The following is a 23,332-nucleotide window of genomic DNA, read 5'->3' on the forward strand; positions in this document are numbered from 1 at the left end:
GGGGCTTCGCCCCCGCCCCACGGCCTCTCAGCTTCCTGCTAACGGCTCACTCGGCACAGCTGCGCGCTGCACAATTCGGGCGCCACCGGGGCCCGCCGGGCGCTGCACTTTTCGACTGCCGATCACAGCCGGCGCCGTCGTACACGATCGCCGCGGTCCCGCCGCTAGTCGTCTGGTTGCACGAACGCCTGCGGCTATCGCGGTGGTTCCGTCGCTGGTTCGCCACCGGTTACGGCGCCGCTGGCGAATGGATGTCCTCGGTCGAACTGAAACGTCACACACGACCCCTCCCGAAGAAACTGCCGTGAGTTCGCTAGACGGCCGACCCGTTCTGGCGTTCCGCCGCGTCCGACGCTTACGCCGCTCGGTGGCTTGGTGAAACCCTCTCGAACCCTGAGCAATCCTCATGAAAAAACCCCAAGGCCATCTCCACGACACGCCGCTGATCGGTCAGACGCTCCCCGAGCACGGGCTCCGCGGCGCAGCGGTCCACGTTCCGGGGCACCACTACACGACGATCGCTTGCACGGGTTCCGGCAAGCTGGCCGCCTCGGCCGCTCACCAGTTGATTGGCTGGCCGGACGACCTGCTGGCCATCTCCGAGAAAAACGACCTCTGCGACCTGGCGCTCGGGCGCCGCTGCGACCCGACGCTGTGGGATGACTTGAGGCTGGTGCGTCGTTGGGGACGCCGCCTGGGGGCTGACCCGCGAGGCATTACGCAGGCGCGTTACCACCTCGCGGGAGGGCGGGTGATGAACGTCGATCTGGGCGGCTCAACCGCTTATCCCGCCTCACGCTACACGTTCCTCAACGAGGTCGATGTCACCGAGGCCGGCGCGCAGGCGCGGCTGATGGCGATCGCGCGCGGCCTGTTCCCCGAACAGAAGAAGACGGCGACGGCCGACCCGTACTGGCAACTCGCCCCCCAAGGCGCATTCGCCGCGGTCGCCGGCCACGTCCGAACGACCGAGCCCGACCCGCGTGACCAGACGCTGGTGCGCGCCACCGAACGGCTGATGGGGATCGACCCGGCGACGGGCAAATCGAACCCCAAGCTCCAAGAGCGGCTGTTCTTGGAAATGATGCACAACCCGCACCTGGGCGGCTTTATCGCGGCCCAAGGGGCCGAACTCTACAACCTCGGCGAAAAAACGCTCGGGCCTTTGATGAGCACGATCGGCACCCGCACGCGTTGGATGCTCGGCGACAAGCGGGTGCGCGAGATGCTCAGCGGCCCCTCGGACTTCAGCCTCGAAGAACTTGGCGCCGGCGGCCCGCCGCTGAGCGTCTTTGTGACGCCGGTGCGCGGCGACAAGTCATCGCAGGCGTTCTTGCGGATGCTCTTGGAACTCTCGGTGCTGATGTTCCAACAGCGCCGCGAGCCGCCCAAGAAGCGTGTGCTGCTGCTAGCGGACGAGGTCCCGGCATGGGGCGAAGAACAGGTCAATCTGCTTCGCAGCTCGATGAACATCCTCCGCGACCGCAAGGTCACCGTCTGGCTCTACGCCCAGTCGTACGGGCAGCTCGTGCAGCTCTGCGACGAACAAGGCGCGGCGGAGATTCTTTCGGCGAGCTGTGTGCAGCTGTTCGGCTGCCGCGACAAGTGCACGGTGGACATGATCCGCGACCGGCTCGGCAAAACCGTGATCCGCCGCAATAGCGGCAAAGGGCCCGCCAAGTTCGAAGAGGTCTACGTCGCCGACACCGACGCGATCTACGACGAGCTGAGCCCCGCGTCGCCCCTGCAATATGTCTTCCCCTACGCGGGCCGCCCGATGCGGCTAGGCCGCGTCGGCTACACGTCGATCCGCACGCGTGAAGGCCTCGTGCTGCCGGGGCTCAACTACCAAGGCCACTATGACGTTAGGCTTCGCCCTTACGGCCCCTGAGGCGTCCCGGTGCGAGCGGCTTTATCGGTTTGTTTTCATCAACCTCTGGAGATTGTCTTCATGTCCGCTTCCTCCTTCGGCGATGCGCCCGACTTGTCGCGTGACTTCAACGCCCCTTCGGGCGAGCTGCGGCCCCCGATCGACGCGGCCAACTGGCCGACCCAAGACGAGGTCGAGCACCTGAGCCTCGCCGACCGCCCTTACACGCCCGGCGGCGATCTCGAATACAACGTGCACCAAGCCGTGCGTTACGAGCGGACGAGTTATACGCAGCAGACGGTGACCGGCCCGGCGGCCGGCGCGCCCGAAGAGCTGAACTTCGACAAGGACTTCCAGTCGGCCAGCGGCTCGCTCTCGCCCGCTGCGCTCCGCGCGCAGATCGACAAGGAACTCGGCGCCCTGGCGCCGGGGTTCGACCGCGCCGCCGGCCCCGACCGCGGCGGACCGGATCGCTGAGGGGTCGTCGGAGTCATCTTCCCTCTCACCCCTTAGGGACCACGCATCGTGACGGAAATCGACGACTGCTTTGCGCAGTGCCGGTCGCTGTTGACCGAGCAACGCGCCGCGCTGGTGAAGACCCGCGACGACGCGCTGGCGACCGCCGAGCGGGCGTCCAAGACGCTCGCCAAACTCGACCGCGCCCTCACCGGGCTCTCGACCGGCTCCAAACGCTCCACGGACGCCGCGCCGCGGGCGAAGCGCGCGTGCAGCAACCGGCCGGAGGTGCTCGCGACAATCCACGCAGCGCTCGGCGCCGGCCCGCTCGACGCCGCGACGCTCAAAACCCGAGTAACGCAGCGGCTGCGCGACGAGGGCCGAAACCTGTCGATGTTCGCCAAGCTGTTCGAGAGCTGCTTGGCCGATCCCACGCTCGCCTGTAACGACCAAGGCGTCTATCGCCTCCCCGGCGCTGCGGGCTGGAAGGCCAAGGGACCGGCCGCGGAGACCCTGCTATGACGCCGCCGCAGACGCCACTGAACGAGGACACCTCGCCGCTGCTTTTGACCGCCGCGCAGGTCGCCGGGCTGCTCCAGATCGGTGAACGCACCGTCTGGCGGCTGCTCAGCGCCGGGGCCATCGTCGCGCCGGTGCGGATCGGCGGCGCGACGCGTTGGCGACGCGGATCGCTGGAACGATGGATCGACGCGGGCTGCCCACGGCCGGGCGAGACCACGGGGGGTGAGCCAACGGTTTAAGCGGCTGTTGGTCTCGACGCCTCCTCTCCCTATCTCACCAGCCTAAGCAAAGCCCACGCCATGCCCCTCCCCGACGAGACCCCCGTCGCCCTCACCGACGCGCCGTTCCATCTGCCGCGGCGGCGCGGCAAGAAGGTCCACTACGCCACGGTCTACCGCTGGGCGACCAAGGGCACGCGGGGACGCGTGCTCGAGTCGCAGCTAGTGGGCGGCGTTCGCTACACGACGCTCGGCGCGTTGCGCCGGTACTGCAACGCGGCCGAGTCGGCGCCGCCACTCCCTCCGCGGCGTTGCGGGGTTACGTCCTTGCCAACGACGCCCGAACTGCGGGCGATCGAACAAGCACTGAGCGACGCCGGCCTCTAGCCGAGGGCCCGCATCACCTCGACCGCCTTCTGCAGGTCGAGCTCGGCGTAAATCTCGGTCGTCGTCGCCGAGCTATGCCCGTCCACGGCGCGGGCCGCGTCGATGCCAAACAGTTTGCGGATCTCGGTCGAGGCCGTGTGGCGGATGCGGTTGGGCGACCATTGATCGACGCCCGCCTTCTTGCAGGCGCGGTGGATCGCCCGCCGGTAGCTGCCGGCCGTGTAACGCTCGCCAGCGGAGCGGAGTGGGGAGGCCTTGCGGTTGTCGCCGGGCTTGTTGCCGCACGACAGCGAAGTCTTTCGCCGCGCCGACGCCTGCCCCCGGCGGAGCCGCTCGGAGGCCGCTGGCGAGAAGCAGAACGCCTCGACGGGCGTCGTATCGAGGTAGGGGCGGAGGATGGCCTGGGCGCGGGGACCGATGGCGACGATCCGGTCCTTCTCGTGGTGCTCGGTCTTGTGCTCGGAGGGGGCGTAAATCCACACGTCGCCTGTCGTGTCGATGTCGGCGGGCGACAAGCTACAAATCTCCCCGGGCCGTGCGCTCGTGAGCCGCTGCAAGCGAACCATGTCGGCCACGATTTCCGGCAGGTGGATGATCGTCGCCTCGATCACTTCGTCGGCGACCGATTGGACTCCCTGGGTCTCGCGGGCGCGGCTGCGGCCCTTCTTCAGACCGGCAAGCGTCTTCAGACCCGCGGGGACCGACGGTTCAACGAGTTCTTGGGCAGCCGCCCAAGTGAACAGGCCGCGTATGCGGTTGATCTGCTTGTTGACGTGTTTCCGGGACCAGTTGGCCTCGTCGATCATCGCGTCACGGACCCCGTCGAGGGCGACGGGGCCGAACTCGTTGGCGATCGTCAGGCCGTAGTGCTTGCGGAGCACGCGGAGCGCGTCGTCGATCACGCCCGCCTCGCGCGTCACCTCGCCGTTCTTGCGGTAGTAATCGTGGGTGTGGCGGCGATAGACGAGGATCAGCTCGACGATAGTCAGGGGCGTCCCGTTGTACGCCTTTTTGCGGAGCGTCTCAGGAGTGACGCCTCGGGCGACATCCTTCGGTTTGGGCTCCTTATTGGCGCCGTCGCCCGTCGCACCTTGACCGCTCAGCGGCGCCGGGCCGCGGTGGCGTTCGGTGCGCCACTTGGTGAGGACCTCCTCGTACCGCTTGTGGCTCTTGGGGGAGCCGTAGGGACCGAGGAAGATTTGCCGTCCGAAGTAGGAGACAACGGCCTGCTTGGTCGTCTTGTGGAGACGATACTTGGGGGGCCGGTGGAACAGGCGGGGCATGGCGCTCTCGGCGGGCTATCGAGGGCGCAAAGAGGGATGTCCTGAGAACATCCCGCTTAGCATTCCCTCTTTGGCTTCGGCAGAGAGCCGCTCCGGCCGACATGGCCGGGTAGCTAACCCCTTACGGGGCAAAGAGTTACAAAAGTGGCGGGGGCCGGATTCGAACCGACGACCTCGAGGTTATGAGCCCCTCCCTCTAAGTGTCCCAACTGCTTTGCTGGGGCAGATTTACAAATCGTATCAAGACGCCTTAGAGGGTAAAAGTACCCTCTTTTGTAAGCAACCGTTCGCAATCATTCGCATTCTTGCGAACCGAAAGAGGGTCTTTGGATTGCAAGCTCATCAACGAAGACGAAGAGAGCCGCCTGTCGCCAGGCGGCTCTCGGTGAATGTGCGAGTTTACTGCTTGCTCGCCTGGTAGTCGGCTTCCTCCAGCTCGCGAACCTGATCGTAAGCCAAGGCGTAGAGCCTCGAAGCCTGGAGGAGTTGGGATCCACTCAGAGACGTGGTCTCGTGGTAGTTCCCGTTGTCGTCCTTGTAGCTCCGTTGCACGGCCGAGGTTGAATAGAAGGGGCGTCCCTTCTCGCTCTCATTCTTCCAGATGGCGATCTGCAAGAGGCCGTCCTTCAGGCGGGTGATGGGTTCGTTCTGGGTGGAAGTTTGGTTCGACATGGTCTTTCTCCTTTCATGGTTGGTTGACCTACGCATCCGACCGTCCACCGAAAAGCGGGCGTGTCCAACGTCTGCCCGGAGGGACCACAAAAGAATTTCTAGCGAAGCGTCCCGAGAAATTGTTTTTGGCGTTTGACTCGACCGATGCGGGGGACAGGATAGCGCTAGTCAATCCGACATGAAAGAAAAAAGAAGGCCGGAACCACTCCACCTAGAACGCCTCACTCCGACGACGGCATAGGACTTCTCCATCGCATAGACGGAGAGAGCGGCAAGGCGTCTTCTCAAGCTCTGGCCGTGCTGACGGCGTTCACAGGGCAGGAACCTCTCCGAGATCACACTTGTCACTATGCTGGCCAATCCAGGTTGTGGCGTGTCTTCCTCGGCTCGATCCAGCAAAGTATGGCGGAGGCCGCCCACTACCCGGTGCCATCCTCGCACTCGGATTGACCGATGGATGGCAGGGGAACACTCGCTCGTACAGACGATTGAAGGAACGATGAGCAGCACGAATAATCGGGCGTTGACCGAGGACAACAGTCCAAGAGATCCGAGCGAGCAGACGATCCGGCTCACCGCATCGGAACGAAGACGCTTCTGCGATCTCTGTCTCTCTCCCCCGCCCTTGGCGGAGCCCCTGAAGACAGCGCTCAAGCGTCGCAAGGAAATCGTCGAAGACCGGACCGCCGAGTGACGGTCCGGCCGACGGCAGCGGTCAGTGTTCGCTCGGCAGGTACAGCGTCCAGAGCCGACCATCGAAGCCGGCCCAGACATCGACGCTCTTTAGAGGGAAGTCTGTGAACGGAATCCGCTGCGTGATGAAGGCCGCTTCCCCGGCGTCCGGAACCGCGGTCAGAACGGCCGATCGCTCCGACAGGTCCACCGACAGCTTCCAGAAGTGCAGCCACTGGAGCCGCTCGTTCTGCCTGAGGGCCTCGTTGAACGAGTGACTGCCTATCCAGCTGGCGATCGCGTCGATGAGCCAGTAGGCGCCAGCCTGCTCCGCGAGGTGTCGCACCCCCGGCGTGTAGATGACACGAGGGTTGAGGGAGTGGCGAAACCGCTCCAGGTCTCCTGTGAAGTGACGTAGCTCGTTCTCTAGTTGAGCTGATGCTGGTAGGTTCTTAGACATCGTAGGTTCCTCCTTTCTGAGGGTTTGATTGAACGATGCCTGCGAAAACAAGCGAGCGGCACTAGCGGCGGTGTCCAGGGTCTGCCGCCAGGCACGCCGAAGATGCCGGAGGCGTCTGCAGGCGTCCCTTGACGCCCGACCGCGACGCTCGCTTACCGTCTGGCGAGAGTTCCATCACGCCCAGGAGGAGAGAAGCGGAGAGGGCCAACCCCTAAAGCCGGATAGAGATTCGTAGCCATGACACGGGTCCAAGAATTGGCTTGACTCTCTCGTCTCGCTGTGGCACGCAAGTGGTAAAGCAACTGAGTAAGAAGGAGCGTCCCATGCAGACGGCATCACCGACCGCTAACAAAACGCTGCCCTCCGGGTAGGGCGGCGTGGCGCGGGGCAATAGGAAGACAGAAGCGGCAAAGCCGAGGCGAGACATCTACCAAGAGGTCACCGACCGCATCCTCGACCTCCTCGATAGCGGCGTCGCCCCCTGGCGGCAACCGATCAAGCGATCGGCCCACGGCGACGGGGCGCCGAAGAGCCTCTCGACCGGCAAGAACTATCGGGGGATCAACGTCTTCCTCCTGGCGATGACAAGCTGGGCCCACGGCTACGAGTCGGACTACTGGGCGACGTTCAATCAGGTCATCAAGCAGCAAGGCAAAGTCAAGAAAGGCGAGAAGTCGACACTCGTCGTGTTCTGGAAGCAAGCAGCCACGAAAGACAAAGAGAGCGGAGAAGAGATCAGTATCCCGGTACTGCGACATTACAACGTCTTCAATGCCGAGCAGTGCGAGGGGATCAACGCTCCTGACCAGGCTGCCACGACAGACGAAGCAGAACCCTTCGAGCCGATTGAGGAAGCCGACCGAATCGTCACGAGTTACCCGGCAGGTCCACTTGTCATGCACACAGGGTCAGCTGCAATGTACCTGCCGAAGATCGATACGGTCCGTATCGCAGCACCGGATCGCTTTGAGAACCGAGAGTCTTACTACGCCACGCTTTTCCACGAGCTAAGCCACTCGACGGGTCACAAGTCGCGGCTCAACCGAGGCCTGGATGAGGCACCCGCTCCTTTTGGGTCGCCTGACTACTCGAAAGAGGAGCTTGTGGCAGAGATGGGCTCGGCGTTTCTCTGCGCCGCGGCCGGCATCAGCCCGCCTACGATCGAACAATCCGCGGCCTACATCGACGGCTGGCGGAAGAAGCTAAAGGACGACAAGAAGCTGGTCGTGCAGGCAGCCGGGCAGGGACAACGGGCGGCGGATCACATTTTGGGCATCGACTACGTCGCAGACTGAGACGACTGACGCTGGCTATCTGTGTGGGATACCGAGATCCTGGAGGGTTTGGTAGACTCGCTGTTCGTGGAGACAAAGCCCTGGCCGAACTAAGGCTCCGAGCATGGAACGAATTGACGAGTACCTCAAATTGGCAGAGGCAGCGAAGACGCTTGGTGTTGCCGAGAACACACTCAGAAGCTGGGCTGACTCCGGCAAGGTGGCGGTCACGCGAAACCCAGCTAACGGGTACCGACTCTTCCGTCGAGAAGATCTAGAACAATTCTTGGATTCAGTACGCAACGAGCGGGAGATGCGCAAGCCGCGATAGCTGCTTTTGTATCAGCTTTAGGAACGCAATCTTTGGAGCACTGTGCATGAAGCCCGAAAAGATAACACTATCTCAACTCGAAACTTTTCTCTTCAAAGCCGCCGATATCCTCCGCGGCAAGATGGATGCGTCTGAATTCAAGGAGTTCATCTTCGGCATGCTGTTTCTGAAACGGCTGTCAGACGAATTCGACGTCAAACGGGAGCAACTCAAGAAGGAGTATGCCCACCTGAAGGACCAGCCGGAACTGCTCGCCGAGGTCCTGGAAGACAAGACCTCCTACGGAGAAACCTTCTTCGTTCCCATTCGGGCCCGATGGCACGAGTCGTGGACGGATGAGGATGGCGAACTCGTCCCGGCACTGAAAGACCTGAAGCATGACATTGGCAACATGCTTAATAAGGCCATCGCCGCCGTCGAAGATGAGAACGACGCGCTCGCCGGTGTGTTAAAGAACAACATCGACTTCAACGAGGTCAAGGGAAAGACAAAAATCCCCGACCAGAAGTGGAAAGACCTCCTTGACCACTTCAATCAACCCAACTTCGTCTTGGTCAACGGCAACTTCGAGTTCCCGGACCTTTTGGGGGCTGCGTACGAGTACCTTATTAAATACTTCGCCGACAGTGCCGGAAAGAAGGGTGGCGAGTTCTACACACCCGCCGAGGTGGTTCGCTTGCTCGTGCAGCTCGTGAAGCCCGAGGCGGGCAATGAAATCTACGACCCCACCGTCGGCTCGGGCGGCTTCTTGATTCAGTCGCACCAATACGTCGAGGAACAAGGGCAAGACCCGAACGACCTCGCCCTGTTCGGCCAAGACAGCAACGGTACTGTCTGGGCCATCTGCAACATGAACATGATTCTCCACAACATCACCCGCTTCACTATCGAGAACGGAGACACGCTGGAGGACCCACAGATTCTCGACGACGGAAAGATTCGCACCTTCGACCGGGTGCTCGCCAATCCGCCCTTCTCGCAGAACTACAGCAGGGCAAACCTGAAATTTGCCAGCCGCTTTCGCGAGTGGTGCCCCGAAACGGGCAAGAAAGCCGACCTGATGTTCGTCCAGCACATGCTGGCTAGTCTCAAGCCCAATGGGCACATGGCGACCATTATGCCGCACGGCGTGCTGTTTCGCGGTGGCAAGGAAAAGCTGGTACGTGAGCTGTTCATCAACGACGACGTCATCGAAGCAATTATCAGTCTTCCTCCCGGTCTCTTCTACGGCACGGGCATCCCGGCGTGCGTGCTGGTTATGAACAAGAGCAAGCCAGATTCCCTGAAGGACAAAGTTCTTTTCATCAATGCGGACCGCGAGTTCGCCGAGGGGAAGAATCAGAACAAGCTACGTCCCGAGGACATTGAGAAGGTCGACTTTGTATTCACGCACAAGCGGGAGATTCCGAAGTACGCGCGACTTGTCGACAAGAAGGAAATCGTCGACGAGCACGACTACAACCTCAACATCCGTCGCTACGTCGACAACACACCGGACCCAGAGCCGGAAGATGTTCAAGCACACCTCATTGGTGGGATTCCTCAGAGTGAAGTCGAGGCGCTTAGTTCTGACTTTGCTCAATTCGGCGTGCAGGCGGATTCGCTGTTCCAGCCCGACCGAGTTGGGTATCTCGCTTTCCGCGAGTCAATCGACACCAAGCCAGCAATCAAGGCGACGCTGGAATCGGACCCAGAGTTGCTGGCTACCGTTGACAAGCACGAGAAAGCGTTGGAGGAGTGGTGGCAGGTCGCTCGCGACGATTTCGCGGAGCTATGCAACGGAAAGAATCTCCCTGAGGTGCGGCACGAGCTGATGACGACGCTAAAGGAAAAGCTGGTGCCACTTGGGGTGCTCGATGAATTCAAGAGTGATGGAGTTTTCGTCAACTGGTGGCAGCAAATCCGCTACGACCTAAAAACCATCATTTCGACGGGCTGGCATCACACGCTGATTCCCGACGAGTATCTCATTGCGGAGTTCTTCGAGGCCGAGGCCGCTGACATGGAATCGTTGGAGGCCACCATCGCAGAGACACAGAGCGAACTGGCAGAGGCGGTTGAAACGGCTCAAGAGGTGTCTGGCTACGAACCGGACGAAGACGAGAAGGTCACCGCGGCCATCATCAAGTCCACTCTCAAAGACTTGATTGATGACCTGAAAGACACGCCAGGCTCCTCAGCAGAGATGGAACGGACGAAGCTTGAAGAGCAGGACGACGCCATCAAGGCAATTGAAAAACGTATACGAGAAACAAAGGCGGAACTCAAGGAGAAGACGGAAGCCCTAGATTTTAAGCTAACGCTAAAACGCATTGGAGCAGATGAGGTCAACGCGGAGACGACTGTGCTAAAGGCTACGGCTGAGAGCCAGCTATCAAACGTCGCTGAAAAAGTCGACGAGGCTCTAATGCCGTTTGCCGAGGAGCTTGGGGATCACAAAGACTTCGACGACGCTCAGAAGAAGCTCAGTGCCGCCATCAAAAAGCTAGAAAAGGGGGGCGGCAATACAGACCGCGTCAAGGCTCTCAAGAAACAGAAGGAGGCATTCAAGCCAGTCACAAAAAGATACAACGCTTTGAAGAAGGACCAAGAGGCGCTTCAGGATCGGCTAAACGCGACGGACGATATCTGTTCCGAGATTGGCGGTCAACTGACTGAAAACGAAGCCAAACACCTAATTTTGAAGAAGCTTTACGATGCGGAGCATGGTCAACTGACCCGCTACCTGAATACGGAGAAACGAGTCTTAATGGAGGCAGTCGAGAACTTGTGGGATAAGTACGCGATTTCAATCAGGCAGCTAGAAGACTTACGAGCAGAGACACTGGGAACCCTGAACGAATATTTGAAGGGGCTTAGCTATGTCTCATCGTAATGGCGAAGTTCCATACAAGCATCCCTGGCCGGAAGACCAACTTGGTAATGTTGCAAGCGTTACCGTTGGAGGTACTCCAAGTACGTCGGTGCCAGAGTACTGGAATGGAGAAGTTCCCTGGATGTCGTCTGGTGATGTACATCTAAGACGTATTCTTGATGTGCCAACCAGAATATCTGACCTTGGACTTCGCTGCTCGAATGCAACAATGGTTGACCCTCCGGCCGTTGCTATCGGCCTTGCTGGTCAAGGAAAGACCCGAGGTACGGTTGCTATTGTTTTGTGCCGCCTTTGCACAAACCAGTCGGTCGCCTTAATCAAGGGCAATCCACATACACTCGATACCAACTACCTGCTTTACAATCTGGAGTACCGATACGCAGAACTGCGTTCGCGTTCTGCCGGAGGTGGACGCGCTGGTCTCTCTAAGCAGTTGCTCGAAGCTGTTCCGGTCCCACTACCTTCGACCACCGAGCAATCCAAGATTGCCGACGTCCTTTCGACGGTTGACAGAGCGATTGAGCAGACGCAAGCACTTATTGCGAAGCAACACAGAATCAAAGCCGGCTTGATGCAGGATCTGCTGTCCCGCGGCATCGACGCAGAAGGAAATCTCCGTTCCGAAGAAACGCACGAGTTCAAGGACTCTCCACTCGGGCGAATCCCAATCGAGTGGGATATCGCCGAGTTGGGCTCACTGACGGAAAGCTACGACAGCATCACCTATGGTGTGTTGAAACCTGGACCATATGTTGAAAACGGGGTTCCACTTCTGCAAATTGAAGATGTTATTCACGGTGATATCCAAATAGAGCTACTTCACCGCATAAGTCCCGAACTTGACTCTCAGTACAAACGCACGCGATTACGAGGCGGCGAAGTAGTTGTTTCACTGGTAGGTACCATCGGGCGAATTGCACACCTGCCTCCTTCTGTGTGCGGTTTCAATCTCCACCGGAATCTTGCTCTCGTACGGCCCGTCGCGAAGCATTCCAGTCGGTTCTTATATCACTTCCTTCGAAGTGAGGGCGGTCAAAAAGAGTTTGCGAGAAACTCGTTGGGAAGCACGCAAGCATTGTTCAATTTGGGAAGTCTTCGCGCTCTGTGTGTGCCATTGCCCGACCCTGATGAACAGGAGCGAATTGCGGAGCGAAGCGACGCCCTCGATGCCGCTTCTGCAAAGACCGCACTTGCAAGAGACAAACTGATTGAGCTTAAGACTGCCATGATGCAGGACCTACTCACGGGCGACAAACGTGTCACGCCGTTGCTTGAGCCAGCTGAAATTACCTGACCGACCGGTACATCAATGGACGAACCCAAGCCTCTCGACAGCCTCTTCAAGGAGAAGCTGTTTCGCATTCCGGACTACCAGCGAGGCTATGCGTGGGGTCGCGAGCAGTTGGCTGATTTCTGGGAGGACTTGGTCAATCTCCCCGACGGCCGTTCGCATTACACAGGTGTGCTTACTCTCAAAGAGGTTCCCAATCGCAATGTCGACGAAGACGCGAAAGAGTTCTGGCTCATCGACGACCACTCGTACAAGCTCTACCACATCGTGGACGGGCAGCAACGGCTCACGACGTTCACATTATTCCTGCAAGCCTTCATCGAGCTACTTCGCGGACTACCTGAAAATGAAGGACTGGCGGACAATGCAATTTACCTGACCGACACGCTCAGCATCGCAGCCGTCGAAAGCAAGTTTCTGTTCGATGTAAAGCCGGCCGGCAAGGCGTTTCGCACCTACAAGTTTGGCTACACGGTCGACAACCCCAGCTACGAGTATATGCGGTTTCGCATTCTGGGCGAATCGGGTGGCGGGACGGTGTTCGAAACGTTCTACACCCTGAACCTGAGTAATGGGAAACGCTATTTCAAGGAGCAATTGCGGGCCTGGCACGAAGAGGAAGGAATCGGCGGTCTCAAGAACTTGTACCGCACCCTGACCAAACGGTTCCTGTTCAACGAATACATTATCAAAGACGAGTTCGACGTGTTCGTCGCCTTCGAGACGATGAACAATCGTGGCAAGACGCTATCGGACTTGGAACTGCTCAAGAATCGTCTTATTTACCTCACGACTTTGTACACCGACGCGGAACTAGACCACGCCGAACGTAAAGACCTCCGAGACCTGATTAACGACGCCTGGAAAGAAGTCTATTTCCAGTTGGGCCGCAACAAGTCCAAGCCACTGAACGACGACGACTTCTTGCGGGCCCACTGGATGATGTACTTCAAGTTCTCGCGACAAACAGGTCGCGACTACATCAAGTTCCTGCTGGAGGAGCAGTTCACCCCGCAGCGTGTCCATCGCAAAGTCGTCCAGCCGGTGGAACTGGAGGAAGCGGAAGAGCAGACGTCCGAGGCAGACCTCGACACCGAAGAGGACAACGGCCTGGAAGAACTCGAAGCCAGCGAGCCCGTGATGGTGGCTGAGTTGCGGCCCAGTGATATTCGCGACTACGTCAAAAGCCTCAAGGCGTCCTCGGTTCACTGGTTCCGGACGTTCTACCCTGACATGTCGGACGAACTCCCGCAGAAAGAAACGGAATGGATACAGCGGCTGAATCGCTTGGGCATGACGTATTTCCGGCCGTTACTGATGGCGATTCTAAAGAACATCGACGATTCTCGCGAGCGCGTTCGAGTCTTTAAGGAGATTGAGCGATTCGTCTTCGTCGTGTTTCGGCTGACGCAAACCCGCTCGAATTATCGCAGCTCCGAATTCAGCAATGCCGTCCGAGCAATCGACCGAGGCGACACGGACGTGGCGGAACTAAAGGAGCGACTGCGCAGCCGAATGAGCTTCACATTCACCGACGAGGGTCATTTTGCGACCGACGACTTCTATCTATTGCTGCAGAAGAAGTTTGAGAATGACCAAGGGTACTACGGCTGGACCGGATTGCGCTATTTCCTCTACGAGTACGAGCTAAGCCTGTTGTCTAACAGTCGTCAGAAGAAGCTCGACTGGACCGACTTGCTCAAGACGCCGAAGGACAAGGTCTCCATCGAGCACATCTATCCGCAAACCGCGAGCGCTGGTTGGAAGCCAGCGTTCAAAGGCATCCGCAAACGGGAGCGGGAGGCTTATCGCAACAGCCTCGGAAACCTTTTGCTTCTTTCTTCCGCAATCAACTCATCACTCCAAAACGACCCCTTTAAGGAGAAGAGGAAGCCCAAATGTAATCGCGATGGTACCAAGCTCCGCAATGGCTACGCCGATGGTTCCCATTCAGAGATTGAAGTATCGCATTCCGAAGATTGGGGGCCCGACGAGATTCGGGAGCGAGGCATTCGGCTGCTGAAGTTCATGGAGAAGCGTTGGGGAATCCGTTTCGCGGATGACGCGGCACTGGAAGAACTGCTGTTTATCGACACACTGGTCGATGGCGACTCCGACAAAGGAGAAGCGGACGAGGGAGATTCACAATGAGTTCCCGAGACAAGACGCCGAAGCACATCAAGATCGACGAACGGAATCACGTCGAGCTGCCGCTGCTTGAGCAGCTGGACGGGCTAGAGTGGGTAGTCATCGACCTTACGGACAAACAGCAAACGCCTGCGGACACTGGACGGGAGAACTTCACCGAAGTCATTCTTCCGAAAGTTCTGCGTGCGCAGCTCAAGGTGATTAATCCGTGGCTGGAGGATGACCAAGTCGAGGAAGTCGTCAAGCAACTCACAGCCAGCTTCCCTAGCACGAGCCTCATCGAGAACAACAAGTACCTACTTCACTTGCTTCTGGAGAACACCAGTGTCAGCGAGAATCGGCAGACCGGCGAGCAGAGCCCGACGGTCCAATTTGTCGACTTCAAGGATGAGACGAAGAATAGCTTCACGGCTGTGTGTCAATTCAAGGTGCGAATTCTAGGCACAGAGCATCACGTCATCCCGGATGTCACACTCTTTTTGAATGGTCTGCCGGTCTGCGTCATCGAGTGCAAGTCGCCGAAGGTCAAGGACGCCCTTCCTGAGGCGATTGACCAGCTGATGCGGTACAGCGAGCAACGAGGCGACAAAGGCGAAGGCAGCCCTCCGCTGTTCTTCTACAATCAAATCGTCGTCGTTACTTGCCGGAATCAATGCAAGTTCGGCACCATCACCACGCATACCGAGAAGTACTTCTACCGTTGGGCCGACCCGTATCCGAGGACGGTGGACGACTTAGCTCACGGTGCGAGCAGCCCCAACGACCAACAACGGCTCGTCGCCGGAATGATGGACAAGAGGAACCTGCTCGACCTCATTCGCACATTCACCTTGTTCTCGACGGATGACAAAGGCCAAACTATTAAGATTGTCGGCCGATATCAGCAGTTCCGTGCTGTGAAACTGGCAGTCAAACGATTGCTCGATGGACAGACACCGCGCGAGCGAAGTGGTATCGTCTGGCACACGCAAGGCTCTGGGAAGTCGCTGACCATGATGTTTATGGTTCGTGAGATGTACCGACACGCAGAGCTATGCAATTGGAAAGTCGTTTTTGTAACCGACCGGACACAGCTGGAAGAGCAACTCAACGAGACAAGCCAGAGCATTGGCTTCACGGTCAAGGTCGCAGACAGCATCAGGCGTCTAAAGGAACTGCTGCGCAGTGACACCGCTGACCTCGTGATGGCGATGATTCACAAATTCAGAGAGACGGACCTGCAGGAGACATTTCCTGAACTCAATGCGAGTCCTCACATCCTTGTGATGACCGACGAGGCCCACCGCTCGCAGTACGCAATGCTCGGGGCGAATCTTGACAAAGGGATTCCCAACGCGTCCCGCATTGGCTACACGGGCACTCCTATCGACAAGACGGAACGCGTATTTGGCGAGTACATCGACAAGTACACCATGCGACAGTCGATTGAAGATGGCGTCACGCTGGAAATCGTCTATGAAGGCCGCACGCACAACGCCGAGGTCGCTGACCAGGCTGGAATGGACGAGAAGTTCGCGGACGTGTTCAGTGAACACAATCTGCAGGAGCGATTGGAGATTCTAGGATATGGAACCAGAGAGGCTTACTTAGAGGCGAGGGCGACAATTAAGGCCAAGGCTTGGGACATGGTGCAGCACTACCTGACCCATGTCTTCCCCAACGGCTTCAAGGCCCAGGTCGTTGCCACCTCTCGCGAAGCCGCTGTGCGGTATAAGCGGTGGATAGACGCGTCGCTGCGGCTAAGCCTACGACGGCTGAAGCAGAATAATCCCGACAACATCGACCTTGCCCGCCTGGAGCGGATGACGACCGATGTGATTATCTCAGAAAGGCACAATGACCCTCTCCGACTGAAGAAGTTCACCTACAAGTCTCAACACGAGAAGAGCATCAAGAGCTTCAAGCTTGCCTTTGGCCGGGAGGACGAGGGTGTCACGGGCGACATGGGCATTCTGATTGTCAACAATATGCTTCTGACGGGGTTTGATGCTCCCGTCGAGCAGATAATGTACCTCGATAAAGTCGTCGTCGCCCATAATCTTCTGCAAGCGATTGCCCGCGTAAACCGTGTCGGCGGAGAGGGGAAGGACAAGGGTTTCGTCGTTGATTACGTGGGGATTGGGCACCACCTGAAGAAAGCCATCGATACCTATGACGAGCGCGAGCAGAAGGAAGTACGCGACGCCTTAAGTTTCCCCGAGGAAGAGTACCGCGAGCTGCAAGCGAGCCATGCTGAGATTCTTGAGCTGCTCGCGACACATGGCTTGACTGACTTGAGCGACCATGACGCATTCTTTGACGTCTTCTACGACGAGGACCTGCGCTTTGACTTCATGCTCGCGTTCAAGAAGTTCACAAAGTGCTTGAACTTAGTGTTTCCGGCAAGGGAAGCATTGAACGTGATGCAGGATTACCAAAGACTGGCAGAGATAAATGTCTTAGCAGGCAAGCACTTCCGTGACGGAAGACTGAGCATGAAGGGGATTCCGCCGAAGCTTCGAGGAATCGCGGATGAATTCCTGAAGTCTCGTGGTATTGCTCAGAAGGTGGCCCCCATCTCAATACTCGACGAAGATTTCCAAAAGGAGGTTGGCAAGCGCTTTCGCACGAAGACGAAGGCGGCGGAAGTTGAGCATGCAATCCGGCACCACCTGGATGTCGAGTTAGACGACGACCCCGACCTGCAAGCGTCCTTTGCAGAAGCCCTCGCCCGAATTTTGGAGGAGTACAGAGACAACTGGGACAGAATCTATCAGGAACTAGAAAAGCTACGGCAGCGAATCATCAATGCCGAGAAGGAACCGACGTACGGCCTACACCGCAAGAAGCAGATGCCGTTCTTCCGCTGCCTCCGACGGGAAGTCTATGGCGAAGAGGCACTGACAGATGACCAGATATCGGTTTTGGTCGACTTGACGCAGAAAGTGTTCCTCGTCATCGAGCGCGAGCTGAAGCTGACGGGATTTTGGGAGAGTACTCCTGCCAAACAGAAATTGCGAGCCGATATACAACAGCTACTGCTGTCACCCGACGTTATGCAGCTCCCCAACGTTGTAGCCAATCGGGCAAGGATAATCAGCCGAATCATGGAGATTGCCGAGAGCAAGAACGACACGATACTCTACGCGGCATAGGAATGGAATTAGATTACACCGTCAAACGCTCTGCTAAGCGGAAGAAGCTAACAATCTCCGTCGAACGCGACCGGACGGTGGTGGTTCATGCTCCTATATCGGCGTCTGATGAGGCAATTGACAAAGCGGTGCAATCGAAACGGCAGTGGATATACGCGAAAACGCACCACGAACAGAAGCTGCACGAGTTGCCGCACCCGCCGGGCAAAGAGTTCGTGAATGGAGAATCGGCACTCTACCTGGGAAAGCACTATCGGATTCAGATTGTTGATGACGAGACAGCCAAAGTTCATTTTGGGAATGGGTTCACTGTGCCGCGGCGTCAAGCTTCCCTCCGACGGGAGGCGCTTCGTGAATGGTACCTGGAGCAAGCCCGCGAGGTGATATTGCCACGAATTGACGAGCAGGCCCGTAACCTGGGTGTTCAGGTCCGTTTGGTTAAGATTGTCGACAATCGCTTTCGTTGGGGTTCCTGCACGCCGAAGGATGCAGTGCATATCAACTGGCGTCTTATCAAGGCCCCAATGTCTGTTATCGACTACGTGATTGTTCACGAACTTGCACATTTACTGGAGGAGAATCACACGCCGCGGTTTTGGAACATCGTCCGCACGCACACTGCGGCGATGCTTAAAGCCAAGACGTGGCTTAAGGAGAACGGACAACTTCTAGAGGAAGAGGTTTAGGATTCTTTGATGCGCGGTAGTTTTTAGTCGCTTCTTCATTGTTTGCACCTGCACAATAGACAAATGCACAATAACCACTTACCGGCTGATCGATGTTTTGATCGAGTATTCTGATACTGCCTCGCTGCCGCAATGTGATAATAAAGATTGGACTAAACCGCTTCGCGGTGGGACGGCGTGGATGCCGTCGGCGTCGAGCGGATCATCGCCACGCATCGCAGAGTGGTTTCCATATCGTCGAGCGTTGAGCCACGCCGAGATGTCAATCGAATCAAGCGGTTGCCGTCCCCTATTTTCCCTATTGCGCGTTATCACACTGGCGTCATGAGGCGACGAGCCGTCTCCTCAATCGGCTTTTTCACGTCCTTGTGACGCGATTCGCATCGGCATTCTCCATTGCCCAGGATGGCGGGGTTTCCCCACCCCGTCCCCTTTTTGGCAGGAAGATTTGCGATGACCGAATTGCGCCAGCGGATGATCGAGGACCTGCGTCTGCGGAACGTCGCGGAGAACACGGTCACGTGTTACGTGCGTGCCGTGCGGCAGTACGCCGAATTCTTCGGCAGGTCGCCCGATCGGCTCGACGCCAAGCACCTGCGGCAGTACCTGCTACACCTGCTGGAAGTCCAGAAGGTGGGCCAGGGAACGTACAACCAGAAGGTCGCGGCGCTGCGGTTCTTCTACCGCGAGACGCTGAAGAAGCCCGCGTACGTCGAGGGCGTCTGCTTCACCAGGAAGGAGCGGAAGCTGCCGGTTGTACTGAGCCACGACGAGATCCGTCGGTTCCTCGAAGCGCTCGACAGCCTGAAGTCGCGGGCCATCTTGATGACCTGCTACGGCGCCGGCCTGCGAATCTCCGAAGCGTTGTCGCTCGGCGTCGGCGACATCGATAGTGAGCGGATGATGATCCGCGTGCGTCAGGGCAAGGGCCGCAAGGACCGCTACGTCGCGCTGCCCAAGACGCTCTTGATCGTGCTCCGCGAGTACTGGAAGGCGGCCAAGCCGACGGACTGCTTGTTCCCCGGCCGTGACGGCGTCAAGCCGCTGACGCGGCAGTCGGTCGTCAACGCGTGCCACCGCGCGATGAAGGCGGCCGGCATCAGCAAGAACGTCTCGCCCCACACGATGCGGCACAGCTTCGCCACGCACCTGCTGGAAGAGGGCGCCGACGTGCGGACGATCCAGGTGCTTCTTGGTCACCGCAGCGTGACCACTACGGCGCTTTACACGCACGTCTCGCAAGCGACGATCCGCAAGACGAAGAGCCCGCTCGACCGCCTCAACGAGGAGCCGGCCGCCACGGCATGACCAAGCAGCCTCGGCTTGAAGTAGCCGAGGTGTTCCGGGGAGGTGGATCGAGGTTCCTCGATCGGTACGGCAAGACACTCTCGCACGCCCAGCACCGCGCGTTGCGCGCTATCGTGGCCTGTCGCACCAAGGTGCTCGGCGGCCACGTCGATCGGTGCGACGGGTGCGGCCACACGCGGCCGAGCTACAACTCGTGCCGCAACCGGCACTGCCCGAAGTGTCAGGCGTCGGCGCGAGCCGCGTGGCTCGAAGCGAGGGCGACCGAGCTGCTGCCCGTGCCCTACTTCCACCTCGTCTTTACGCTCCCCGATCAGCTCGGCCCGATCGCTCTGCAGAACCCGAAAGCCGTTTACGGAATCCTCTTCCGCACGGCCTGGGAGACGGTGCGCGAACTGGCTAAAGACCCCAAGCACTTGGGCGCCAGCGCCGGCATACTCAGCGTGCTGCACACGTGGGGTTCGAACCTCTCGCACCACCCCCATCTGCACTGCGTCGTGCCGGGCGGCGGCCCGTCGCTCGACGGCGAGCGGTGGGTCGCGGTCGAGCGGTCGCGTAAGCGGAAGGCGTTCTTCCTGCCCGTGCGGGTGATGAGCCGCGTGTTCCGCGGCAAGTTTCTCCAGCAGCTCAAGGCCGCCTACCGCAAGGGACAGCTCACGTTCCACGGTAAGCTATCGCCGCTGAGTGCCGTTCGCGTCTTCGAGTCGCTCCTCAATGCCTCGGTGAAGACTGACTGGGTCGTTTACGCCAAGCGTCCCTTCGGCGGTCCGCGGCAGGTCCTGAAGTACCTGGCCCGCTACACGCACCGGGTCGCCATCGCTAATAGCCGGCTGGTGAGCTACGAGGACGGCGTGGTCGGCTTCAACTGGAAGGACTACCGCCACGGCGGGCAGACGAAGGTGATGCGGCTGAGCGATGTCGAGTTCATCCGCCGGTTCTTGCAGCACGTCCTCCCGAATGGCTTCGTCCGCATCCGCCATCACGGCTTCCTCGCCAACCGCGATCGCGGTGAGAGCCTGCGGCGTTGCCGCGAGTTGCTCGGCGTCAAAGAATCGCCTCCGATCCCTGAGGCGACCAGCGAGGCCTCAAACGATCCGCCCCTGAACGTCTGCTCGGTCTGCGGCGCCGGCCTACGGTCGAGGGAGCTGAGGCCGCTCCGCGGCCTCTCCACCCGGCAGGTTCTGACGCTCGACGCCGCCGGACTGGGCCTGCTGGATACTTCGTAGAGGAGTAACGTGGTAAAACCCTTCGAATTCGTTGCGTCAGCCTTGCTGAACCACTGCCGGTGCGCGCCGAATGAGGTCGCACGCGATCAAGACTTCCTTCTTCGCCGCTCGCCAAGGCTTGGAGGTGTCTCTAGTCGTAACGGAAAGCGGCTCGATCGCAGTCAGTCCTACGAGCTGATGTCGCCGGCTAGGCTATGGCGGCGATAGAATCCCCATAGCCGGCCGCCCCCGTCGGTTTACTCCAACGCGTTGTATCGGAAGTGCCGGGTCGCGTGTTGGCGGGACTACGTCGTGCGGGCACTGCCGATACAACAGTAAGCGTTCTGACAAATCCCGCTTCTTGCTTCACCGCTTCGGCCGTGGCCGCCGTCGCTTTCGCACCGGTGGTCGGGGCTGCGGTCGCCGCCGTCGCCGCAGCTTGGGGCCTGCTCGACGCTTCTTTCTTGACGGCTTCCACCGCTCGCCAGCCGCCAATCCGAACTTGACCCGCAGCGACTGGGCCTTGTCGTATCTCAGTTTCTTGGCGTAAGGCATCGGCTTCGGCATCGCTTCTCCTATCGCCCCGGCTCTGGCTTGCCAACTACCAGCCCAGCCGGTACCGGCTTGCGGATCTTCAGAGCATCATTCCAGTCAGCTCCCCGTTCTTTGGGCCGATCGTCAGAGAAGGCAAGATCAGACCGGCCAGTGGAAATCAGCAGCTCGTGAAGCTGAGTGGTCAAGCGATCGCCCGCTTCATCGTTATCAAACGCCGCGACGATCTGCGACTCCTTCTCCATCCGCTCGATGGCCCGTCGGATCAGTTCTGGTTGTTGCGGGTTGAGTTGTCCGCTTACGGAGGCGACGCGTAACGAAGCCTGCTGTCGGATTGCCAAGTACGAGACGGCATCAAGGCCGCTCTCAGCGAATGCGAGCGTGCGATCCCCCCCGAAGCCGGCTGACATCCACAATCCTTTGCGTCCTCCCTTGCTGAATAGATTCGTCCCGGACCCTTTGATTTCGTAGCCTACGAGGACGCAATCCCCGTCCCCTACTCCCCCTTGCAATCCCCAGTGTGGGAAAACGACTGCCCCACTCCTGGGACAATGTCGGACACGGCCCCGAAGGCGGCTGCCGAGCATAAGGTCGAGTGGTACACCCCGCTCGGCGTTCAGGTAGTTGTGCCACGCCCTAACCGGCTCAAACCTGGCGTAACGGACGGCGACGCCGATTAGGTCAGGCTCGCTCGGCCGCAATTCCGCAGCGAAGCTCCCTGCCCGCTTTTGCCGTACTGAGTCGAAATACGGCGTGCTGAGATAAGGCCGGAGCAGTTGCCGCACCCGCCCGAGCGAACAGCCGGGTTCGATGACCCGCTGAGCAAAATCGACCGCGCTGCCGCTCGACTGGGGGTCGTAGACGCTGCAGTAGACGTAGTGCCGCCCGTTCTGCGCGACGATGATCTTGTCCTTGCCGCTCGCCATCAACGCGGAGTGACGGGTCGATTTGCGGCGATCGATCTCGTACCCGTGATCGCTAGCGATCACCGTCAGGTCTAGCCGCTTGAACGCCTCTAGCTCCGTAGCACGATCGATCGCGTCTCTTGCCGACATCCCTACCCTCACCCAAACAACTTCTTCCAGAACGACTTATTCCGCTCGGCGCGCAGCGCCTGACGGTACTGGTCGATCTTGCGAGTCGCCTCGTCGAGTCGCCCACGATAGTCCTTGGCCTGCTGCTCTTGGTTGCCGATCCGCTTCTCGAGGGCCTTGATCGATCTTTCCCAGTCGCTTGTACGGCCGGACGCCCCTTTGGTCTCGTCGGTGATCAGGAGCAACGCTTTGTTGTGCTGGTCTTGGGCCTTGGCGAGCGTCTCGCGGAGATGGGCGATCTCGTCCTCTAGTTGACGCCGTTCCCGGACCCTCTCCGCGGTGAGCGTCGCTTGCAGTGTCTCGCTTGCGGCCAGCCGCTCCGTTAGGCCGGCGATCCTTTCCCTGACGTCAGGTTCTAAGGACGCCCGACCGCTCCTGACTGGCGCCTTTCCCTGCCCTACTGTCTCGCGAATCTCATCCACCGACTTTGTTAGCGGGTACACCCGCTCCAGCTCCGCTACGTCGATCACCTTCTTGTTCTTGCCGTCCAAGGAATAGGAAAGCCTGCCCGACTTCGTGGCGGCGTTGATCGTCTCACGGCTCTTGCCGGACAGTAGAGCGGCTTCCTTGACGGTTACTTTAGACAAACTTGACAACTCCTGACAGCAATAACTCCATTAAGGTTGCCACAACTTGATCGGCGGATCCACAACGAATTGCGTCTGGGGTTGTCAAGCTTTCGGTCCTAGGATTGTCAGCCGGACGTCAGACGCCACAGCATTGTTGTCAGGCCAGACGCCAAGCGACTGAAAGCACACGACAATCAGCGTCAGGCCGTCTGTCAAGAGTTGTCAACTTGATTGACAGTCTGACATTGTGTTATTGTCAGATGGTTGATTCTTTTTTCCTGGGGATAGTTTCCACCCCGGAAAATGATTTCATACCGCCGCTCCGCTT

General features: G+C 59.1%; 21 protein-coding genes. 16 read left to right on the forward strand and 5 right to left on the reverse strand.

What is annotated here, in order from left to right; all coding sequences use genetic code 11:
• The 6 genes from Pla108_RS21335 to Pla108_RS13125 form a co-directional block, all read left to right on the forward strand.
• Window positions 1-308, forward strand: a 308-nt coding sequence (locus Pla108_RS21335) for a hypothetical protein (protein WP_231934484.1), incomplete at its 5' end; no start/stop codon positions are given.
• Between the two features lie 98 nt (window positions 309-406).
• On the forward strand, window positions 407-1,891 hold the full coding sequence (locus Pla108_RS13105; protein WP_146445403.1) for a type IV secretory system conjugative DNA transfer family protein: 1,485 nt from the start codon (window positions 407-409) through the stop codon (window positions 1,889-1,891).
• 60 nt (window positions 1,892-1,951) lie between these two features.
• On the forward strand, window positions 1,952-2,347 hold the full coding sequence (locus Pla108_RS13110) for a hypothetical protein (RefSeq protein WP_146445404.1): 396 nt from the start codon (window positions 1,952-1,954) through the stop codon (window positions 2,345-2,347).
• Between the two features lie 48 nt (window positions 2,348-2,395).
• Complete coding sequence (locus Pla108_RS13115; protein ID WP_146445405.1) at window positions 2,396-2,848, forward strand: hypothetical protein; 453 nt, start codon at window positions 2,396-2,398, stop codon at window positions 2,846-2,848.
• Window positions 2,845-3,087: a helix-turn-helix transcriptional regulator gene (locus Pla108_RS13120; RefSeq protein WP_146445406.1), complete on the forward strand. Its 243-nt coding sequence runs from the start codon at window positions 2,845-2,847 to the stop codon at window positions 3,085-3,087. The genes Pla108_RS13115 and Pla108_RS13120 overlap by 4 nt, the downstream gene beginning before the upstream one ends.
• 60 nt (window positions 3,088-3,147) lie before the next feature.
• Entirely contained in the window at window positions 3,148-3,453 is a 306-nt protein-coding gene (locus Pla108_RS13125) for a DUF1580 domain-containing protein (RefSeq protein WP_146445407.1), read from the forward strand.
• Here the strand turns inward: Pla108_RS13125 and Pla108_RS13130 are convergent.
• Both Pla108_RS13130 and Pla108_RS13135 read right to left on the reverse strand, forming a co-directional pair.
• A complete protein-coding gene (locus tag Pla108_RS13130) occupies window positions 3,450-4,736 on the reverse strand; it encodes a tyrosine-type recombinase/integrase (RefSeq protein WP_146445408.1) in 1,287 nt (428 codons plus the stop codon). The genes Pla108_RS13125 and Pla108_RS13130 overlap by 4 nt on opposite strands.
• A 399-nt stretch (window positions 4,737-5,135) precedes the next feature.
• Entirely contained in the window at window positions 5,136-5,408 is a 273-nt protein-coding gene (locus Pla108_RS13135) for a hypothetical protein (RefSeq protein ID WP_146445409.1), read from the reverse strand.
• 499 nt (window positions 5,409-5,907) lie between these two features.
• On the opposite strand from Pla108_RS13135, the gene Pla108_RS13140 reads away from it, so the two are divergent.
• Complete coding sequence (locus Pla108_RS13140) at window positions 5,908-6,102, forward strand: hypothetical protein (RefSeq protein ID WP_146445410.1); 195 nt, start codon at window positions 5,908-5,910, stop codon at window positions 6,100-6,102.
• Between the two features lie 21 nt (window positions 6,103-6,123).
• Here the strand turns inward: Pla108_RS13140 and Pla108_RS13145 are convergent, their stop codons facing one another.
• Window positions 6,124-6,540, reverse strand: coding sequence for a DUF6876 family protein (locus Pla108_RS13145; RefSeq protein ID WP_146445411.1), 417 nt, complete (start codon window positions 6,538-6,540; stop codon window positions 6,124-6,126).
• Between the two features lie 377 nt (window positions 6,541-6,917).
• Here Pla108_RS13145 and Pla108_RS13150 point away from each other — a divergent pair, with 377 nt between their 5' ends.
• The 9 genes from Pla108_RS13150 to Pla108_RS13190 all read left to right on the forward strand — a co-directional run bounded on the left by Pla108_RS13150 (window position 6,918) and on the right by Pla108_RS13190 (window position 20,810).
• Window positions 6,918-7,835 carry an ArdC family protein gene (locus Pla108_RS13150; RefSeq protein WP_146445412.1) on the forward strand — a complete coding sequence of 306 codons (918 nt, stop codon included), beginning with the start codon at window positions 6,918-6,920 and terminating at the stop codon, window positions 7,833-7,835.
• A gap of 103 nt (window positions 7,836-7,938) precedes the next feature.
• Complete coding sequence (locus Pla108_RS13155; RefSeq protein WP_146445413.1) at window positions 7,939-8,145, forward strand: helix-turn-helix domain-containing protein; 207 nt, start codon at window positions 7,939-7,941, stop codon at window positions 8,143-8,145.
• A gap of 46 nt (window positions 8,146-8,191) precedes the next feature.
• Complete coding sequence (locus tag Pla108_RS13160) at window positions 8,192-11,020, forward strand: type I restriction-modification system subunit M (RefSeq protein ID WP_146445414.1); 2,829 nt, start codon at window positions 8,192-8,194, stop codon at window positions 11,018-11,020.
• Window positions 11,007-12,314: a restriction endonuclease subunit S gene (locus Pla108_RS13165; protein WP_146445415.1), complete on the forward strand. Its 1,308-nt coding sequence runs from the start codon at window positions 11,007-11,009 to the stop codon at window positions 12,312-12,314. The genes Pla108_RS13160 and Pla108_RS13165 overlap by 14 nt, the downstream gene beginning before the upstream one ends.
• 15 nt (window positions 12,315-12,329) lie before the next feature.
• Window positions 12,330-14,462, forward strand: coding sequence for a DUF262 domain-containing protein (locus tag Pla108_RS13170; RefSeq protein ID WP_146445416.1), 2,133 nt, complete (start codon window positions 12,330-12,332; stop codon window positions 14,460-14,462).
• Window positions 14,459-17,593, forward strand: a complete 3,135-nt coding sequence (locus tag Pla108_RS13175; protein ID WP_146445417.1) for a type I restriction endonuclease subunit R — start codon at window positions 14,459-14,461, stop codon at window positions 17,591-17,593. Before Pla108_RS13170 ends, Pla108_RS13175 begins: the two co-directional genes overlap by 4 nt.
• 2 nt (window positions 17,594-17,595) lie before the next feature.
• Window positions 17,596-18,279, forward strand: a complete 684-nt coding sequence (locus Pla108_RS13180; protein ID WP_146445418.1) for a M48 family metallopeptidase — start codon at window positions 17,596-17,598, stop codon at window positions 18,277-18,279.
• A gap of 453 nt (window positions 18,280-18,732) precedes the next feature.
• A complete protein-coding gene (gene xerA, locus Pla108_RS13185) occupies window positions 18,733-19,587 on the forward strand; it encodes a site-specific tyrosine recombinase/integron integrase (RefSeq protein ID WP_146445419.1) in 855 nt (284 codons plus the stop codon).
• A complete protein-coding gene (locus Pla108_RS13190) occupies window positions 19,584-20,810 on the forward strand; it encodes an IS91 family transposase (protein ID WP_146445420.1) in 1,227 nt (408 codons plus the stop codon). Before xerA ends, Pla108_RS13190 begins: the two co-directional genes overlap by 4 nt.
• 554 nt (window positions 20,811-21,364) lie before the next feature.
• Here Pla108_RS13190 and Pla108_RS13195 read toward each other — a convergent pair.
• Both Pla108_RS13195 and Pla108_RS13200 read right to left on the reverse strand, forming a co-directional pair.
• The gene (locus Pla108_RS13195; protein WP_146445421.1) at window positions 21,365-22,396 is read right to left on the reverse strand and encodes a toprim domain-containing protein; all 1,032 of its coding nucleotides are present in this window, start codon (window positions 22,394-22,396) and stop codon (window positions 21,365-21,367) included.
• An 8-nt stretch (window positions 22,397-22,404) separates the two neighbouring features.
• Window positions 22,405-23,022, reverse strand: a complete 618-nt coding sequence (locus Pla108_RS13200; protein WP_146445422.1) for a hypothetical protein — start codon at window positions 23,020-23,022, stop codon at window positions 22,405-22,407.
• Window positions 23,023-23,332: the final 310 nt, after the last annotated feature.

It is taken from the genome of Botrimarina colliarenosi (genome assembly GCF_007859955.1).
GTDB classification, from domain to species: Bacteria; Planctomycetota; Planctomycetia; order Pirellulales; family Lacipirellulaceae; genus Botrimarina; species Botrimarina colliarenosi.